The organism is Pseudomonas sp. TH34, from assembly GCF_016650865.1.
GTDB lineage: Bacteria > Pseudomonadota > Gammaproteobacteria > Pseudomonadales > Pseudomonadaceae > Aquipseudomonas > Aquipseudomonas yamanorum.
In genome coordinates, this window is record NZ_JAEKFB010000023.1 from 158,268 (window position 1) to 175,395 (window position 17,128).

The window sequence follows — 17,128 nt, forward strand, 5'->3', positions numbered from 1 at the left end:
AATCAGGTACGGATCGAAAGCAACATTCGCTGCAGCATTTCATCGCAACCCTTCAGTTGCTCCACACTCACAAACTCATCCGGCTTATGCCCCTGGTCCATGCTCCCGGGCCCGCACACCACGGTGGGAATGCCCGCCGCATCAAACAACCCACCCTCAGTTCCGAACGCCACGGTGCCAAATTCCCGCGAGCCGCAAAACGCCGCAATCAGCTCCGCCGCCTGGCTACGCTGATCGGTGGCCAGCCCCGGGTACGCCGACAACTCACTGAAGCGAATCGCACTCTGCCGGCTCACCGCCTGCATGCGCGGCAACACCTGCTGCATCGCATAGGTTTGCAGCTCCTCGGCCACTTCACCCGGGTCCATCGACGGCAGGGCGCGCACTTCAAAGTCGAAGCGGCAATCCGCCGGGACGATATTCAGCGCCTTGCCCCCGGAAATCACCCCGGTTTGCACGGTGCTGAACGGCGGGTCAAAGCGCTCGTCCTGATGCACCTTGAGGCGCTGGCCAATCCGCCCCAGCTCACCAATCAACTCCGCCGCGTACTCGATCGCATTCACGCCCTGAGGCGCATACGCCGAATGGCACGCCTCACCATGCACTTCGCAGCGCATGGCGAGCTTGCCTTTATGGCCCAGCACCGGCTTCAACTCGGTAGGCTCGCCGATAATGCACAGCAGCGGTTTCACCGACCATTGCTCCAGCACCTTGAGCAGCGAACGCACCCCAAGGCAGCCGACTTCCTCGTCATAGGACAAGGCGATATGCACCGGCATCCGCAGGTCTGCGTTCACCAGCGACGGTACCAGCGCCAGCACGCAGGCGATGTAGCCCTTCATGTCCGCCGTGCCCCGGCCATACAACTTGCCGTCGCGCTCGGTCAGGGCAAACGCGGGCAGCGTCCAGGGTTGCCCGTCCACCGGCACCACGTCGGTGTGCCCCGACAGCACGATCCCGGGCACCTGCGCCGGGCCGATGGTGGCGAACAGATTGGCTTTGCTGCGTTCATCGTTGTAGATCAGCTCGCTGGCGACACCGAAACCCGCCAGGTAGTCGCGTATGTACTCGATCAATTGCAGGTTGGACTCGCGGCTGGTGGTATCAAACCCCACCAGCGTCTGCAGCAATTCGCGGCTGTTGCTCATCGGTCGTCTCCGGCCACGCCGTAGCCTGGGGAGCGGTCCGGGGCCAGGGCGCGGTCGATGTAGTCCTGCACCTGCGGGCGGTAGGCGTCCCACAACTTCTGCAGTTCGCCAATCGGGTTCTCATCGGCCCAATCCACCCGCAGGTTGATGATCGGCCAGGTCAGTTCACCCACCACTACCACGGCTGCCGAATGCACCGGGCCGGCTTCGCCACCGGCGGCGATGGCTGCGTGCATCGCGGCCAGCAGGCGATCGGTGAGTTGGCCTTCGCCCTGTTCAAATGCGGTGACCATGGCCTGGATCACCGAGCGGTCCGCGAGCATATTGCCGGCCGCGACGCACTGTTCACCCGACACCGCGTTATGGGTGCCGAGGGTTTCGCTGCCGCTGAAATGCACGGTATGCCCCAGGTGATCAATCGCCGTCAGTTGCCGGTATTGGCTGTAGCCGTTGCGGGTGAGTGCCTTGTCCACCGCGTCGGCAGGGGCCAGGCCTTGCTCCAGCAGGTCGAGTACATCCGGGCCCAAGGCCGGCAGGGTGATATTTTGGGTCGAGACCGCACCCACACCGGGCCGCAGCCACGGGCAACGGGCACCCACGGCGATGCTCGATGAGCTGATGGCAATGCCCATCTGGCCGGTTTCCGCGCAGCGGGCGACGATTGAAAAGGTCATGGGCGACTCCTTATTCGGGGATGACGGCGATCACATCAATTTCCATCAACCACTGTGGCTGGCCCAGGGCCGAAACCACCAACCCGGTGGAGATCGGGAACACGCCCTTGAGCCACTTGCCGACTTCCTGGTACACCGGCTCGCGGTAGCGCGGGTCGATCAGGTAGGTGGTGGTCTTGACGATGTGGCTCAGGTCGCTGCCGGCTTCTTCCAGCAGTTGCTTGACGTTGCGCATGGCCTGTTCGGCCTGGGCGCGCGGGTCGCCGAGGCCCACCAGCTTGCCGTCGAAATCGGTGCCCACCTGGCCCCGTACATACACCGTGTTGCCGGCGCGTACGGCCTGGCACAGGTCGTTGTCCAGGCTCTGGTTGGGATAGGTTTCCTTGGTGTTGAACATGCGGATGCGAGTGTGAGTAGGCATCAAAAAAACTCCAGAAAAAAGTGATCAGGCGCTGACAGGTGAGGTGTGAACAACCGGTGCGGGTTCGCGGTATTCAAGGTATTGGCGCTGGATGGCGATATGGTCGGCCACGTACTTGGCGTCATGCCACACGCCCCAGATAAACGACGAGCCCCGGCGCGACTGCCATGGCAAACCAAGGAAGTAGATGCCCGACTCGCTGGCCACGCCGCGCTGATGCTGCGGCTTGCCGGCGGCGTCAAATGCATCGACCTTCAGCCAGCTGTAATCCACGGCAAAGCCGGTGGCCCAGATGATTGAGGTGATGCCGGCTTTCGCCAGGTCCAGTTCCAGAATCGGCTGCTTGATGCACTCGGCATCGGGAAACACGCGGCGTGCTTCGGGCTCTAGCGGCAGGTCCAGGCCGTTGCGTTCGATGTAGGCATCCGCCGCATCCAGCAGGGCCAGGTAGTTCTCATCGCCGCGGGCCAGGTTTTCCACCAGATTAGGTTGGAAGCGAGCGACGCTGCCGTCGAAGGATTGGGTCAGGCCTACCAGGGTCATGCCTTGCTGGGCCAGTTCGCGGAAATCGATGGTCTTGCCGCCGTGGGCGCCGCTCACCGCGATGGTCACGTGTTCGCGGCCGGGCTTCATCGCGGCCTGGTCCCACTCGCCCAGCACCCCCAGCCACCAGCAGAAATCGCGGTTGCGATAGGCCCGCGGTGGGCGGTCGTGGGCACCGACCGACAGGTACACCTGGCGCCCGGAGCGTTGCAGTTCATCGGCGATCTGCACTCCGGAGGACCCGGCACCCACCACCAGTACCGCGCCAGCCGGCAATTGTGCAGGGTTGCGGTAGTCGGCGGAGTGGATCTGGTGCAGCACGCTGTCTTTAGGCGCAATCGCCGGAATCACCGGCTTCTGGAACGGCCCGGTGGCCGCCACCACACGGTTGGCTTCGATCACGCCTTCGCTGGTGTGGATGGTAAAGCCTGGACGACCGACATTGCGCACCACGGAGGTCACGTCCACACCGGTGCGAATCGGTGCATTGAACTTGCGTGCATAGGCCTCGAAGTAGTCCGCCACGCGCTCTTTCGGCGCAAAGCCATCGGGGGCGACATTATCGAAAGCCAGGCCCGGAAAACGGTCATGCCAGGCCGGGCCGTTGGCGACCAGCGAATCCCAGCGGCCGGTGCGCCAGCGCTCGGCGATACGGCTGCGCTCCAGCACCAGGTGCGGCACGCCTTGTTTGCTCAGGTGCTCGCTCATGGCGACGCCAGCCTGACCGGCTCCCACTACCAGCGTGTCTGTTTTTGTTATTGCTTGAGTCATGTGTCTGTCCTTGCGTAATGCAGTTGGATTCAGCTTGGGCATGGCTTCAAGGCTAGGGGGAGGGCGGTTTTTAATAAAATATTATTAAGCTGGGAAGTGAGCATAAATATCGGATGCAGGCTCACCCTATCGGGTGATTTCGAGGATGGGGCGGGTGTGTAACCATCCTGGCAGTTCTTTCAGCGAGTGTTTGAAGTGGAAAACGAACGGCTTTCTTCTGCGCACTGGTTCGAACAGATGGCCCGGGTGACCGACAGCATCGGGCAATCGGGGTTCGCCGCGATCCTGTTCGAGGCCCTCGGCTATATTCATCCGATTCAGGCCACCACGCTGTATTTCTACCCGCGTGGCGGCATGCCCAGCGCGTTGTTCGAGCTGGAAGGGCCGTGGTTGCCACAAGGCAATGTGCGCCAATACCTGTCGGGGTTTTATTTGCTCGACCCGTTTTATGGGGCCTGCGTGGAAGGCGTCAGCTCCGGGTGTTACGACCTGGCCGACGTCGCCCCCGATCACTTCGAACTCGGCGAGTACTTCCAGTCGTTTTACCGCCACTCCCATCTGGAGGATGAGCTGAACTACATCCTGCAGTCGAGCAACGGCTCGAGCCTGGCGGTGTCACTGGCCTTTACGCAAAAGCTCGACGCCGCCACCACCCAGCAATTCAAGCGCATCGCCCCGTGGGTGCTGGCTGTGCTGGGCAAGCATTTCGTTGGCCTGGATGCCCAGGGTGCGCGTTTCGAAAACCTGCTGGAGCAGCGCATTCACTCGGCGTTGAACAACTTCGGCTCGTCGATATTGACTGAGCGTGAATGCCGGATCGCCCAACTGATCCTGCGTGGGCATTCCACCCGTTCGTTGGCCGAGCGCCTCGACGTCTCGGAAGACACCATCAAGTCCCACCGCAAACACATCTACACCAAGCTCGATATCGGCGCGCAATCGGAACTGTTTGCCTTGTTTATCGACTCGTTGGCCGAAGCCCAGGGCGTCCTGAGCAAAGACCCCCTCGAAAGTTACATGAGCAAGCACCGCTGAGCGGCGTTGCTCGCCCTTGCGTCACTACTAATAAGAGAGAAATACCATGAACGTACCCGCCCAACTGAACCGCCTGACCGAGGACTACCAGAAGTCGGATGCGGCCCACCACATCCATGCCTTTGTCGATCAAAAAGCGCTGAATGCCGAAGGCCCTCGGGTGATGGTGCGCGGTGAGGGCCTTTACCTGTGGGACAGCGAAGGCAAGCGTTACCTGGACGGCATGTCGGGCCTGTGGTGCACCCAGCTGGGTTACGGTCGCAGGGATTTGACCGCTGCCGCTGCTACGCAGATGGACCAGTTGGCGTACTACAACATGTTCTTCCACACCACCCACCCGGCGGTGATCGAGCTGTCGGAGTTGCTCTTCAGCCTGTTGCCGGGCCACTACAGCCACGTGATCTACACCAACTCCGGCTCCGAGGCCAACGAAGTACTGATCCGGACCGTGCGCCGCTACTGGCAGGTGGTGGGCCAGCCGCAGAAAAAATCATGATCGGTCGCTGGAACGGTTATCACGGTTCCACCCTGGCGGCATCTGCCCTGGGCGGTATGAAGTTCATGCACGAGATGGGCGGCCTGATTCCCGACGTGGCACACATTGACGAACCTTATTGGTACGCCCATGGCGGCGAGCTGACGCCCGCCGAGTTTGGCCGCCGCTGCGCCTTGCAGCTGGAAGAAAAAATCCTCGAACTGGGGGCTGAAAACGTCGCCGGGTTTATCGCCGAACCGTTCCAGGGCGCGGGCGGCATGATCTTCCCGCCGGAAAGCTACTGGCCCGAGATCCAGCGCATTTGCCGTCAATACGATGTGCTGCTGTGCGCCGATGAGGTGATTGGTGGCTTTGGCCGTACCGGCGAGTGGTTCGCCCATCAACACTTCGGTTTTGAGCCGGACACCCTGTCCATCGCCAAAGGCCTGACCTCCGGTTACCTGCCGATGGGCGGCCTGGTGCTGAGCAAGCGCATGGCCGATGCACTGGTGGAACACGGCGGCGTGTTCGCCCACGGGCTGACCTATTCCGGGCACCCGGTGGCGGCGGCGGTGGCGCTGGCCAACCTCAAGGCGCTGCGGGATGAAGGCATCGTGCGCCAAGTGAAGGACGACACCGGGCCGTACCTGCAAAAAATCCTGCAGGAAGTGTTCGGCAATCACCCGATGATCGGCGAGATCCAGGGCACGGGCCTGCTTGCGGCCTTGCAGTTCGCCGAAGACAAGACCACACGCAAACGCTTCGAGAATGAAAACGACCTGGCCTGGCAATGTCGCACCTTTGGTTTCGAAGAGGGCGTAATCATTCGCTCGACGCTGGGCCGCATGATCATGGCGCCGGCACTGGTGGCCACGCGCACTGAGCTGGACGAGCTGGTTGAAAAGACCCGCATCGCCGTAGATCGCACCGCACGGATCGCGGGAAAACTCTGAAGTGACCAGCGCGCCACCCCAGGCGAGGGGTGGTGCGCAACCTCCATCAGGCAACGCTTGAACGGCATCGATGTGATCGCATGCCGCGACGGCCTGCATCCCCAATTCCAGGAGTCACCCATGAATACAATAACAAACGTGACCGATACACCCGCTCATCAACCCTCACCCAAAACCGCTTCGTCCCGTCGGTTTCGTCAGCCGCTGGGTCTTGTCGGGCTGGTGCTGTTCGGCCTGGCGTACATGGTGCCGCTGGCGGTGTTTACCACCTACGGCCTGGTGACCCAAATGACCAAGGGCCACTTGCCGACCGCCTACATGCTGACCCTCGCCGCCATGCTGCTGACGGCCTACAGCTATGGGCGCATGGTCCAGGCGCATCCCTATTCGGGCTCGGTCTACTCCTACACCCGTAAGGCGTTTGGCGCCTACTTCGGCTTCATCGCCGGGTGGACCCTGTTGCTGGACTACATCTTCCTGCCATTGCTCAGCTATTTGCTGATCGGCATCTACATGTCCGAATACTTTCCCGGGGTGCCGACTGCCGTGTGGGTGCTTGGCTCGATTGCCCTGGTGACCACGCTTAACCTGGTGGGTATCGAGTCCATCACCCGGGTCAACTGGATACTCATCGTGGCCCAGTTGGTGTTCATTGTGGTGTTCGTGGCTTTATCAGTGCATACCCTCAGCGAGCAGTTCGCACCCGTGTCGCTGATGGCGCCATTCCACCATGAAGGCTTCAGCGCGCCGCTGATCATGGCGGGTGCCGCGGTGTTGTGCCTGTCCTTTCTCGGCTTTGATGCGGTGTCGACCATGGCCGAGGAAACCCCCGACCCGCGCCGCACCATCCCGTTGGCGATCATGGTGGTGTCGCTGTTCGGCGGTCTGCTGTTCCTGCTGGTTTCGTATTTCGCGCAAATGGTGTTCCCGGAATGGAACAGCTTCGTCGACCCGGATTCCGCGTCGGTGGATGTGATGCGCCGGGTAGGCGGCGAACTGTTGGTGACCGCCTTTACCGCGACCTATGTGGCCGGTTGCTTCGCCTCGGCGATGGTCTCCCAGGCCAGCGTGTCGCGGGTGTTGTTCGCCATGGGCCGTGACGGCGCGTTGCCCCGCGTGCTCGGCAAGCTGGTGACGAAAAAACGCGTGCCCGCCACGGCCATCGTGCTGGTCAGCCTGTTCTCGCTGATTGCCTTGTTCATCACGCTGGATACCGTCGCCAACATGATCAGCTTCGGTGCGCTGTTCGCCTTCTCGGCAGTGAATCTGGCGGTGATCAAGCATTACCTGGTCGACCAGAAGTTGCGCGGCACGAAGAACTACCTGCTGTACGCCGTTGTGCCGGCGCTGGGGTTCCTCAGCACGATCTGGCTGTGGAGCAGCCTATCCAGTCTGTCGTTCACCATCGGCCTGTGCTGGATGGGGCTTGGGCTCCTGTGTCTGCTGGGCATCACGCGGGGGCTGCGGGTGAAGATGCCGGAACTGCAGATCGTCGAGTGAACCCCTCGTTTATCCATCGCCATTTATTGGGAGTACAACGTGTTCGACCTTAACTATTGGCAACAGCGTGTTGCCCGCCAGACCTTCATCAACACCGCCCTGATCGGTGGTCGCTCAGTCAGCGCGGCATCGGGGGCGATCTTCGATGCGATCAACCCGGCCACCCAGCAGTTGCTGTCGCAGGTTGCAGCCTGCGGTGACGCAGAAGTCGACCTGGCCGTGCGCAGCGCACGCCAGGCCTTCGACACTGGCCCTTGGCGGCGAATGCCGCCGGTGGAGCGCAAGAAGATCCTGATCAGGCTCTCCGAGTTACTGATGACCCACCGCGAAGAGCTGGCGCTGCTCGATTCGCTGAACATGGGCAAGCCGGTAATGGATGCCTACAACGTTGACGTACCCGGCGCCGCCAATGTGTTTGCCTGGTACGGCGAAGCCCTCGACAAACTTTACGATCAAGTCGCGCCCACTGCTCACAACGCGTTGGCAACCATCACCCGTGAAGCACTGGGGGTGATCGCGGCGGTAGTGCCGTGGAACTTCCCGCTTGATATGGCCGCCTGGAAACTCGCACCGGCATTGGCGGCCGGTAACAGCGTGGTCTTGAAGCCCGCTGAGCAGTCGCCGTTCTCTGCCCTGCGCCTGGCCCAGCTTGCCCTGGAAGCGGGTATCCCGGAGGGTGTGTTGAATGTGGTGCCCGGCCTCGGCGAAAGTGCCGGCAAGGCCCTGGGGCTCCACCCCGACGTGGATTGCCTGGTGTTCACCGGCTCCACTCAGGTCGGCAAGTATTTTATGCAGTATTCCGCCCAGTCCAACCTTAAGCAGGTGTGGCTGGAATGTGGTGGCAAAAGCCCGAACCTGGTGTTTGAGGACTGCCAGGACCTGGACCTTGCTGCGGAGAAGGCCGCCTTCGGCATCTTTTTCAACCAGGGCGAAGTGTGCTCGGCCAACTCCCGTCTCTACGTGCAACGCTCCATCCATGACGAATTCATCGAGCGCCTGATTGCCAAATCGCGCGCCTGGATGCCGGGTGATCCGCTGGACCCCAGCAGTGCAGCCGGTGCCATCGTCGACAGTCAGCAAACCGCACGCATCATGCACGCCATCAGCCAGGCCCGAGGGGAGGGCGCCAGGCTGTTGTGTGGTGGCAAACAGTTAAGCATCAATGGCTCCTCCAACTTTATCCAGCCGACCATTTTTGCCGGCGTGACCCGAGCCATGGCCCTGTCCCGTGATGAAGTGTTCGGCCCGGTGCTTGCGGTGAGCGCCTTCGACACGGAAGAGCAGGCGATACACCAGGCCAATGACAGTGTCTACGGCCTGGCGGCCTCGGTATGGAGTGATGACCTCAACCGTGCGCACCGTGTGGCCCGAGCCCTGAATGCCGGGACGGTTTCGGTCAACACCATCGACGCCCTGGATGTGGCGGTGCCTTTCGGTGGGGGCAAGCAATCCGGGTTCGGGCGTGATCTGTCGCTGCATGCTTTTGACAAGTACACGCAGCTGAAAACCACCTGGTTTCAGTTGCGTTAACTCAAGGTTGTCAGCCGGTCGTGTATTTATGCGTGCGCGACCGGCACAAGTGCAGGCAAACTCAACGCGAACTCAGAGGGTTTTGAACACCATGGTCACTCTTCGCGTAATGAGCGCCGCCGACTACGACGCCGTGCTTGAACTGATGCAGAACACGCCTGGCATCTCCCTGCGCGACGCCGACTCCCGCGAGGCCACCGCGCGTTACCTGGAGCGCAATCCCGGCATGAGTTTCGTGGCCGAGATCGACGGGGTGCTGGGTGGATGCGTGATGTGTGGGCACGATGGCCGGCGCGGTTATTTGCAGCATGTGCTGGTGCTGCCTGAGTATCGGCGCCAGGGCATTGCGAACGCGCTGGTAGAACGCTGCCTCACCAGCCTTGCGCAGTTGGGCATCCGCAAATGCCACCTGGATGTGTTCAAGACCAATGACAGCGCCGCCCGTTATTGGCAGGGCCAGGGCTGGCAACTGAGGACCGATATTGACCGCTATTCGTTTACCCGACCGGGTGACGAGAACGCCTGACGTCCATGGAGGGACAAATGCTCGAGATACGACGCGCCACGCTGGAAGATGCACAGACCGCCTTCGACATTCGCCGGTTGGCCATACGCAGCCAATGCATCGGCGCCTATACGTCCGAGCAGATGATGGTGTGGACCCGGGGCGCCGCCGAGGACGGCTATGACGCGTTGATGGACAAGCCTTTTTACCTGGGCTTCGTGAACGGTGAACCTGTGGCCACAGGGATGCTGGATCTGGCGAACAACGAAATCGGTGCGCTGTTTGTGCTTCCAGGGTTTACCGGGCGTGGGATTGGCAAGCAGGTGCTGGTGTATCTGGAGGCGTTGGCGCGGGAGTTGGGGATTAAGGAAGTGATCCTGGACGCGACGTTGAATGCGGCGGATTTTTATCGGCGGTGTGGGTATGTGGGCGATGAGCAGGCGATCTACCACTCGCCGTCGGGGTTGCGGCTGGCCTGTATTCCTATGCGCAAACACCTCCACAATGTTCGCTGACCCACCCAATAAAGCCAGCGCAATCTGACTGAAAGAACTCGCTGACCTTCTTGGGGCTGCTGCGCAGCCCAGCGGGAGCAAGCTCCCTCGCCACAGGTCATGTGTCGTCTTGGGTATTGAACTCCGTACGCAAACACCTGATCACCTCGCTCACCGAAGCGCCTTGAACAGCCGGCGGCGTAGGGCTCTCACCAAACTCGCGCCAGATAAAAAGCGTCAGCTCCGCACCGTCGGTTGCCTTCTGCTGCGTCCCGAAATTCTGCAAAACCCGATAGCGCTCATCCTGCCAGAACAGCGCCTCAACCCATCCATAAACGGGTATGAAATGAAAGTGCAGCGGGAAGCCCGGCATATGCCCGAACCGGCTGATGTAAAGCCACTTGGGCTTCAACTGCGCTTCCATGACCCGCTGGGTTTTAGCCAGCAATCCGCCCAGCTCCGCGAGCGCTGCATCGGGCATGTCTGCAAGTGAGTGGACAGACGCCTTGGCACCCAGCATCAAATAGCCCGGCAGCGCGGACGACAGGTGATGATTGAGCAGCCAATGCTCGGTCTCATGCACAACAAAGGATGGATCGATCTTCATCGATATACGCCCATGGGAGGAGGGTGGCAGGATACCAAGAGTCACCGCCCTGTATCCCGCAAATGCTGCGGATCTGTCTCTATCGCTATGCGCACCTGTTCGGTACGTTCTGAGCACCTGCATTCACCGCCGAGACAATCATGGACCTGACCGCAATCCCCTTTGGTACCACCGACTGGTCGACCCTCGAACCGGTGATGCATCCCGGCGAAACCGGCAGTGCGTATTGGCGCACCTGCCAGTTCGGTTCAACCCGCGTGCGCATGGTCGAGTACAGCGCCGGTTACCTGGCCGATCACTGGTGTTGGCGCGGGCATGTCCTGCTGTGCCTGGAAGGTGAGCTGCACACCGAACTGGAGGATGGCCGGCAGTTCACGCTGACTGCCGGGATGAGTTATCAGGTGGGCAATGACATGGAAGGGCATCGGTCATCGACTACCGTCGGGGCGAAGTTGTTCGTGGTGGATTGAGGCGTCAAGCCAGTCGCACAATCAACTTGCCGAAGTTGCGCCCCTCCAGCAGCCCGATAAACGCCTCAGGCGCATTCTCAAGGCCCTCGACAATGTCTTCGCGCCACTTCAGCTTGCCCTGATCAATCCACTGCGCGGCTTCCTGCAAAAAGTCGTCCTGCTGCTCGTCAACAAACTCGGTCTGGATAAAGCCGCGCACGGTGAGGCTCTTGGCGAGGATGTCGTGCATAGTCGCCGGTAGTCGGTCGACCTGTTGCCCAGGCACCGAGCTGTCGTTGTAATGGGCGATCAACCCACATACGGGTATCCGCGCAAAGTCATTGAGCAGCGGCCTCACGGCATCCCAAACCGCCCCCGAGACATTTTCGAAGTAAACGTCAATTCCATTGGTGCAGGCTTCGGCCAACTGCTGGGCAAAATCCGCTGCGCGATGGTCGATGACGGCATCAAACCCGAGTTCATTTTTCACGAACGCGCATTTCTCCGGCCCGCCTGCGATACCCACGGCGCGTGCGCCCTTGATGCGGGCGATCTGGCCGACCACCGAGCCCACTGCGCCACTCGCCGCCGCCACTACCACGGTGTCACCGGGCTTGGGTTGGCCGATAGTGAGCAACCCCGAGTAAGCGGTGAACCCCGGCATTCCAAGAACTCCCAGCGCTGTGCTGGGGTGGGCGATGCCCGGATCCAGAAGCCGCAGATCGAGACCGTCCGAGAGCGCAAAACGCTGCCAGCCGGCATAGGCAAGCACCATGTCGCCCTCTTGCCACAATGGGTTTCGTGAGTGTTTGATCCGCGCGACCGTGCCGCCCACCATCACCTCGCCGATGCCCACTGGCTCGGCATAGGATTTGGCTGCACTCATGCGCCAGCGCATGTAGGGGTCGAGGGACAGATAGAGGTTCTCAAGCAACACTTCGCCTTCGGCAGGCACGGGAATCGCGCTGTACTCCACGCGAAAATCGCTGGGTTGCGGGCGCCCGTCGGGGCGGGCTGCCAGTACGATGCGTTGGTTCTGGAGTTGGGTCATGAGGCTCTTCCTGGTTGATAAAGTTCCAGCAGAGTAGTCATGCTCCAGCTATCGAGGTAGGGTGATAGCTGTTGATTCAGAGTTAATCCAAACATGATATCCGACACGTTTGAACCCTATTTGCTACGAACCTTTATCTCGGTATGCCAGCACGGCAGCCTGAGTGGTGCAGCCCAGCAGGCGGGCAGGGCGCAATCGGCCCTCAGCGCACAAATCCGCCGGCTTGAAGAGTTGCTAGGCCAGCGGCTGTTGCGCAGAACAGGTCGGGGCGTGGTGCCCACTACCGAAGGGGAACTGCTGCTCACCTACGCGACGCGCATTCTGGCCTTGGGCGAGACGGTAGCAGCGCGCCTGAAAGAGCGCACGGTGATGGGCAATGTGCGCGTCGGGCTCTCGGAAGACGTGGCGGTATCGGCGTTGCCGGCAGCGCTCGGCCGGCTGCGGCGCGCCTGCCCGCATGTGCACCTGGAGGTCGTCGTTGACCACGGCGACGCGCTCGCCGAACGTTGGAATGACGGCGAGCTGGATGTGGCCATTGGCGTCAGCTCATCGTTCAACGCCGACCCTGTGCACGCCTGGAACGTCGAGCTGTACTGGGTGTGCGCGATTGATGAAGAAATCGATGCGGCGCTGCCGCTGGATGTCATCGTGTATGCCGAACCCTGTGCCTGGCGGCGCTTGATGTTTGATGCGTTGCTGAACGCCGGGCGGGATTTTCGGGTCACGGTGACCAGCCCGAACATTGGCGTAATCACCGCAGCGGTGGAGGGTGGACTGGGTGTGGCCTTGCTGCCGGCGGAGAACATTCGGCCGGAGACCATGCGCATCATTTCCTTGGCTGAAAGCGATGGGCCTATTTTGAGTGTCAACTACGGCCTGTACGCCGTTCCACGGCAAAGCGACAGCATCCGCGCGGCGGTGGAACTGCTCACCGAGAGTTTTCACGCGATGACTCAACCCTTGCGATAAACCCCCGCCAACTCCCGCGCCAACCCAATGAAATTCTGCAACGGCGCCGACGGATTGAACGTGCGCCGCACCAGGGTGATCGGCGCCAATAACCTCGGACGTGCATCGCTGATCCGGCAATACACCACGCTCTCGCGGTGCACATCGCGCATCGACGCGGGCACCACCGAGATGCCTTCACCGGCGGCCACCAGGCTGACGTTGGTCAGCATGCGCTCCACTTCAAAGGCGATCTTCGGCTCGAAGCCGGCGTTCTGGCAGGCCTTGATCAGGTTGGCGTACATCCCAGGCGCGCCGGGGCGGCGGACAAGGATGAAGCGTTCGTCCTTGAGCTCAGCCATGGTGATTTTTGGCTCGGCGCCCTTGAGCAGAGGATGCCCGACGGGCAGGGTCAGCAGCATTTCTTCGTTGAGCAGGCGGTGGAAGGTCAGGCTCTGGTGGTCGCCCACCGGGGCGCGGAGGATGCCGATGTCTATGCGTTTTTCGATGGTGTCTTCGGTGACTTCCCGGGCGCTGCCTTCGTTGATCGAGAGTTCCACGCCCGGGTAGTGCTCGCGGTAGGCACGAATGATCCGCGGGATCAGCGGATGGGCAGCCGCGGAGCTGGTGAAGGCGATGATCAGTGTGCCCTCGATGCCCTGGGCGGCGCGGGCGGCCTTGAGGGAGCCTTGCTCGACGCGGGCGAGGATGGCCCGAGCCTCTTCGAGAAACACCATCCCACCGGCGGTCAGGTCGACGCCCTTGGGGTGGCGCTTGAACAGGTCGAACCCCAGCTCTTGTTCCAGGGCTCGAATCTGTTGGCTGAGGGGCGGTTGTTGCATGTTCAGGCGGGCGGCGGCGCGGGTGAAATGTCGCTCTTCGGCCACCATGATGAAATAACGTAAATGGCGAAGTTCCATGGTGGTATATCCCGTGACAAGACTTTATTATTTGTGGCCAGAATGCGCCTTGGCGACCAATATGCCGAAAGTGGCTTGATCCGACAATAACAATAAATAAAAAGACCCTGGAGCATTGATGCCATCCCGATTTTCCAATAACGCCACATTGCCTATTTTGATTGCCATTGCACTTGGTATGGTGTTGGGACTGTTTTATCCAGGCGTGGCGGTTGAAATGAAACTGCTCAGCGACGCTTTTATAAAAGTGGTCGGGTTATTGATGCCGTTTCTGTTGTTTGTGTTGGTGTCAACGGGTGTGGCGGGTATCAAGCGCGAGCCTCAGCATCGGCATGTAGTCGGGCGCATCGTGGTGTATTTCCAGCTGATGTCCCTTGCCGCATTGGTGTTGGGAATGTCGACGGGGTGGCTGTTCAGCCTGGATCACACGGCAGTGGCTAACCTGGATTTTGACCCCCTGACGCCGCCTGTTGCGCCGGAGGCGCTCCTGCATGAGCTGTCCATGACGTCGATTTCATCCAGTCTTTACAGGGTTTTTACCCAGAGTCTGGTACTTCAGGTGATGCTGGTGGCGGTGCTGTGCGGGCTGGTGCTGGGGCGTGGCGGCAAGGTTGGCAACCGCTGCCTCGGCTGGTTGGAAGCAGCAGTCGCCGGGCTGTTCTTGCTATTGCGCTTTATCTTGAAATTTGCACCGCTGGCGGCTTTTGGGGCGATGGCGTTTGTGGTGGGGAAGTACGGTTTAAGTTCTGTTTTACCGCTGTTGAAGTTTATTGTGGTTATTTACCTGGCGTGCGCGGTTTTCGTGATTTTAGTGTTTGCGACGATTGCGCGCCTGGTCGGCGTTAAATTGACTCGGTTAATTATTTATTTAAAAGAAGAGTTGTTGTTGGTGACGTTTACCGGCTCATCAGTGGCTGCACTTCCCGGTTGTGTCAGCAAACTTGAAGCGCTGGGCTGTGATCGCCAGTTAGTACGGTTGGTGCTGACCACCGGTTATACGTTCAACTTGGCCGGCACCAATATTTACCTGACCACCGCCATCATGTTTCTGGCGCATTTGGCTGGGGTCGAGATTGCGGTTCCCGAGTTGCTGGCGGTGCTGGTCATCTGCCTGTTCACTTCGCTGGGGTCTACCAGTGTGGCGGGCTCGGCGCTGTTTACCCTGATCGCCACCTTGAACATCCTGCAACTGGTGCCGCTGGAAGGGGTAGGGTTGTTGTTGGGAGTGGAGCGGCTGATGAAGTGTCGGTCGTTGACCAATGTGCTGGGCAATTGCGTGGCGTGCCTGGCGATATGCGGGTGGCAGAAGTCGATTGATCGCGAGGTGTTGAAGCGGGAATTGAGTCACTGAGCCGAGCACACTTTCCAAGCCAAAACTCGGTCAAATGTGGGAGCGGGCTTGCTCGCGAATGCGGTGGGTCAGCCAATAAATCTGCTAACCGATTCACCGCCTTCGCGAGCAAGCCCGCTCCCACATTCAGATTGCATTTCAGCCCTTGGCGTTGAGCAACTTGTCGAAGGCCTTGTCCAGATTGCCCTCAGCACCTTTCAGCTTCTCACGACGCTCCTTCAACCAACTCTGGTCCGCGTCGAGATTCTTCCGCGCTTCTACCAACATCCGCTTGACCTCTTCCGGCTGCGGCCCACCCGTGCCTTTACGGGTCTTGACCATCGTCGTCGGCGACAGCGCCGCGCGGAAACCCGCCTCATCCAGCGGCAACGTATTCGGCGTCCATTTGTATTTGTCCGCCGCCTGGGTGTACAGCTTCTGCGCGTCTGCATACGGGAAGGTCTTTGGCGTGGTGCCGTTGCTGCGTGCCTCGGTGACGATCAGCGACGCGAAGCTGTGACCAATGCGGAACGGCACCTTGAACTGGCGCTCCAGGGTGTCGGCCAACTCCATCGAAGTGGTCCACTCCAACTCCAGCTCATCCAGCGCTCGCTGCGGGTTGATCTGCAGCGCATCCAGCACGGCATCCATGCTTTTGAACATGTCATCGGTGGACTGGAACAGCCCCAGTGAATCAAACGCGAACTTGTAGTCGGTCATGCCGGTGGTGACGTTGTGCGCGCGCAACGTCACGGTCTGCGCCAGGCCCACCACGTCAGAGGCCGATTCCCGGGTGCGCATCAACAACCCCGGGTTGCGCTTTTGTGGCATCGCGCTGCTGGTGTAGGTGGACTCTTCGTCCAGCAGCAGCCAGGGGCGGATCTGATGGTACTGGGTATGGATATCGCCAATCATCGCACCGATGCGGATCGCCGAAGACGCCGCCAGGTTGGCCGCCTCGATCGGAATGTCGTACGTCGACACCTGGCTCGAATCCAGGGAGTTTTCCCGCACGCCGTCGAACCCCAGCAACTCGGCCAGGCGTTCGCGGTTCAGCGGGTAAGCGGAGTTCGCCAGTACCGCGGTGCCCATCGGGCTCAGGTTGAGGCGGGTATAGAGTTCACGAATGCGCTGGCCGTCGCGATCAAATGCGGCTTCGAACGCCAGCAGGTAGTGCGCATAGCTGATGGGCATGGCCTGCACGCCGTTGGTGTAGGCGGGTACCAGGGTGTCGATGTTCTTGTCGGCGATATTCAGGATACGTTGACGGGTGGCGTTCAGTGCGTCGCTGTAGGCCAGCACCTGGGAGCGCAGTTTGGCCAGGCGGTAGGTGGCGAGCATGTCCTGGCGGCTGCGGCCGGAGTGGATCAGGGAGGCTTCCGGACCGATCTTGTCGGTCATGATTTTTTCCAGTTGCAGCACGTCTTCCGGGCGCTTGCCATCGGGCTGGTCGGCCTGGTCGATGGCAAAGCGCACGCCGCCGGCGATCTTGTGGCCCATGTCCGGCTTGACGATGCCTTCTTCGGTGAGCATCACGATCGAGGCTTTGTTGATGCGGTTCAGCCAGGCGAACTGGGTTTGGGTCGGGTCGCCCTTGGCCTTGTGGGCGCTTTGCGAGGAGCCCGGCGTGGCCCCGACTTTGGCCGCCTGGGCCGCGCATTCTTCGGTGGTTTTGCAGGGCAACGCGCCGGTGTCGGCGGCGTAGGCGCCGTAACTGCTCAACAGGGCAAAGGCGACGGCCAGGTGGATCAGGCTTTTTTTGTTATTCATGTGC

The 17,128-nt window shown here is 60.8% G+C and carries 16 protein-coding genes and 1 pseudogene; 9 read left to right on the forward strand and 8 right to left on the reverse strand.

From position 1 onward, the window contains the following. Positions 1–2: 2 nt before the first annotated feature. The 4 genes from argE to JFU58_RS18990 are packed head-to-tail and all read right to left on the reverse strand — an operon-like array spanning position 3 to position 3,599. Positions 3–1,148, reverse strand: coding sequence for an acetylornithine deacetylase (gene argE / locus JFU58_RS18975; protein WP_177026612.1), 1,146 nt, complete (start codon positions 1,146–1,148; stop codon positions 3–5). Next, on the reverse strand, positions 1,145–1,822 hold the full coding sequence (locus JFU58_RS18980; RefSeq protein WP_201141617.1) for a DUF1028 domain-containing protein: 678 nt from the start codon (positions 1,820–1,822) through the stop codon (positions 1,145–1,147). The genes argE and JFU58_RS18980 overlap by 4 nt, the downstream gene beginning before the upstream one ends. Positions 1,823–1,832: 10 nt before the next feature. After that, complete coding sequence (locus tag JFU58_RS18985) at positions 1,833–2,243, reverse strand: RidA family protein (RefSeq protein ID WP_026077677.1); 411 nt, start codon at positions 2,241–2,243, stop codon at positions 1,833–1,835. 24 nt (positions 2,244–2,267) lie between these two features. Then, positions 2,268–3,599 (reverse strand): flavin-containing monooxygenase, encoded by a 1,332-nt coding sequence (locus JFU58_RS18990; protein ID WP_446739981.1) that lies wholly within the window; start codon positions 3,597–3,599, stop codon positions 2,268–2,270. Between the two features lie 195 nt (positions 3,600–3,794). On the opposite strand from JFU58_RS18990, the gene JFU58_RS18995 reads away from it, so the two are divergent. From JFU58_RS18995 to JFU58_RS19020, 6 genes and pseudogenes are all read left to right on the forward strand, one after another. Beyond that, entirely contained in the window at positions 3,795–4,592 is a 798-nt protein-coding gene (locus tag JFU58_RS18995; protein ID WP_201141676.1) for a helix-turn-helix transcriptional regulator, read from the forward strand. 46 nt (positions 4,593–4,638) lie between these two features. Then, positions 4,639–6,020 (forward strand): annotated as a pseudogene (locus JFU58_RS19000) (aspartate aminotransferase family protein). 120 nt (positions 6,021–6,140) lie between these two features. After that, on the forward strand, positions 6,141–7,520 hold the full coding sequence (locus tag JFU58_RS19005) for an APC family permease (protein ID WP_201141621.1): 1,380 nt from the start codon (positions 6,141–6,143) through the stop codon (positions 7,518–7,520). Positions 7,521–7,559: 39 nt separating this feature from the next. Beyond that, positions 7,560–9,050 (forward strand): aldehyde dehydrogenase family protein, encoded by a 1,491-nt coding sequence (locus tag JFU58_RS19010; protein WP_201141623.1) that lies wholly within the window; start codon positions 7,560–7,562, stop codon positions 9,048–9,050. 28 nt (positions 9,051–9,078) lie between these two features. Continuing rightward, positions 9,079–9,576: a GNAT family N-acetyltransferase gene (locus JFU58_RS19015; protein ID WP_274610128.1), complete on the forward strand. Its 498-nt coding sequence runs from the start codon at positions 9,079–9,081 to the stop codon at positions 9,574–9,576. Positions 9,577–9,593: 17 nt separating this feature from the next. Beyond that, the gene (locus JFU58_RS19020; RefSeq protein ID WP_177026606.1) at positions 9,594–10,070 is read left to right on the forward strand and encodes a GNAT family N-acetyltransferase; all 477 of its coding nucleotides are present in this window, start codon (positions 9,594–9,596) and stop codon (positions 10,068–10,070) included. A 97-nt stretch (positions 10,071–10,167) separates the two neighbouring features. On the opposite strand, the gene JFU58_RS19025 is transcribed toward JFU58_RS19020, so the two are convergent. Then, entirely contained in the window at positions 10,168–10,656 is a 489-nt protein-coding gene (locus JFU58_RS19025) for an HIT family protein (protein ID WP_201141625.1), read from the reverse strand. A gap of 140 nt (positions 10,657–10,796) precedes the next feature. Here JFU58_RS19025 and JFU58_RS19030 point away from each other — a divergent pair, with 140 nt between their 5' ends. Beyond that, positions 10,797–11,126 (forward strand): DHCW motif cupin fold protein, encoded by a 330-nt coding sequence (locus JFU58_RS19030; RefSeq protein ID WP_201141627.1) that lies wholly within the window; start codon positions 10,797–10,799, stop codon positions 11,124–11,126. Positions 11,127–11,130: 4 nt separating this feature from the next. Here JFU58_RS19030 and JFU58_RS19035 read toward each other — a convergent pair whose 3' ends face one another. Beyond that, positions 11,131–12,156: an NADP-dependent oxidoreductase gene (locus tag JFU58_RS19035; protein WP_201141629.1), complete on the reverse strand. Its 1,026-nt coding sequence runs from the start codon at positions 12,154–12,156 to the stop codon at positions 11,131–11,133. Between the two features lie 93 nt (positions 12,157–12,249). On the opposite strand from JFU58_RS19035, the gene JFU58_RS19040 reads away from it, so the two are divergent. Beyond that, on the forward strand, positions 12,250–13,125 hold the full coding sequence (locus tag JFU58_RS19040; protein ID WP_201141631.1) for a LysR family transcriptional regulator: 876 nt from the start codon (positions 12,250–12,252) through the stop codon (positions 13,123–13,125). Here the strand turns inward: JFU58_RS19040 and JFU58_RS19045 are convergent. Next, on the reverse strand, positions 13,110–14,024 hold the full coding sequence (locus tag JFU58_RS19045; RefSeq protein WP_063030854.1) for a LysR family transcriptional regulator: 915 nt from the start codon (positions 14,022–14,024) through the stop codon (positions 13,110–13,112). The genes JFU58_RS19040 and JFU58_RS19045 overlap by 16 nt on opposite strands. A 118-nt stretch (positions 14,025–14,142) precedes the next feature. On the opposite strand from JFU58_RS19045, the gene JFU58_RS19050 reads away from it, so the two are divergent. Continuing rightward, the gene (locus JFU58_RS19050; protein WP_201141633.1) at positions 14,143–15,375 is read left to right on the forward strand and encodes a cation:dicarboxylate symporter family transporter; all 1,233 of its coding nucleotides are present in this window, start codon (positions 14,143–14,145) and stop codon (positions 15,373–15,375) included. A 138-nt stretch (positions 15,376–15,513) separates the two neighbouring features. Here JFU58_RS19050 and JFU58_RS19055 read toward each other — a convergent pair whose 3' ends face one another. After that, positions 15,514–17,124 carry an argininosuccinate lyase gene (locus JFU58_RS19055; protein ID WP_201141635.1) on the reverse strand — a complete coding sequence of 537 codons (1,611 nt, stop codon included), beginning with the start codon at positions 17,122–17,124 and terminating at the stop codon, positions 15,514–15,516. Positions 17,125–17,128: the final 4 nt, after the last annotated feature.

Bases quoted from the DNA above. Each gene is read 5' to 3' on its own strand.
- JFU58_RS19045 (WP_063030854.1), bottom strand. From the start codon at position 14,024: ATGGAACTTCGCCATTTACGTTATTTCATCATGGTGGCCGAAGAGCGA.
- JFU58_RS19005 (WP_201141621.1), top strand. From the start codon at position 6,141: ATGAATACAATAACAAACGTGACCGATACACCCGCTCATCAACCCTCA.
- argE (WP_177026612.1), bottom strand. From the start codon at position 1,148: ATGAGCAACAGCCGCGAATTGCTGCAGACGCTGGTGGGGTTTGATACC.
- JFU58_RS18990 (WP_446739981.1), bottom strand. From the start codon at position 3,599: ATGCCCAAGCTGAATCCAACTGCATTACGCAAGGACAGACACATGACT.
- JFU58_RS19050 (WP_201141633.1), top strand. From the start codon at position 14,143: ATGCCATCCCGATTTTCCAATAACGCCACATTGCCTATTTTGATTGCC.
- JFU58_RS18995 (WP_201141676.1), top strand. From the start codon at position 3,795: ATGGCCCGGGTGACCGACAGCATCGGGCAATCGGGGTTCGCCGCGATC.
- JFU58_RS19025 (WP_201141625.1), bottom strand. From the start codon at position 10,656: ATGAAGATCGATCCATCCTTTGTTGTGCATGAGACCGAGCATTGGCTG.
- JFU58_RS19030 (WP_201141627.1), top strand. From the start codon at position 10,797: ATGGACCTGACCGCAATCCCCTTTGGTACCACCGACTGGTCGACCCTC.
- JFU58_RS19020 (WP_177026606.1), top strand. From the start codon at position 9,594: ATGCTCGAGATACGACGCGCCACGCTGGAAGATGCACAGACCGCCTTC.
- JFU58_RS19055 (WP_201141635.1), bottom strand. From the start codon at position 17,124: ATGAATAACAAAAAAAGCCTGATCCACCTGGCCGTCGCCTTTGCCCTG.
- JFU58_RS19035 (WP_201141629.1), bottom strand. From the start codon at position 12,156: ATGACCCAACTCCAGAACCAACGCATCGTACTGGCAGCCCGCCCCGAC.
- JFU58_RS19040 (WP_201141631.1), top strand. From the start codon at position 12,250: ATGATATCCGACACGTTTGAACCCTATTTGCTACGAACCTTTATCTCG.
- JFU58_RS19015 (WP_274610128.1), top strand. From the start codon at position 9,079: ATGCGTGCGCGACCGGCACAAGTGCAGGCAAACTCAACGCGAACTCAG.
- JFU58_RS18985 (WP_026077677.1), bottom strand. From the start codon at position 2,243: ATGCCTACTCACACTCGCATCCGCATGTTCAACACCAAGGAAACCTAT.
- JFU58_RS18980 (WP_201141617.1), bottom strand. From the start codon at position 1,822: ATGACCTTTTCAATCGTCGCCCGCTGCGCGGAAACCGGCCAGATGGGC.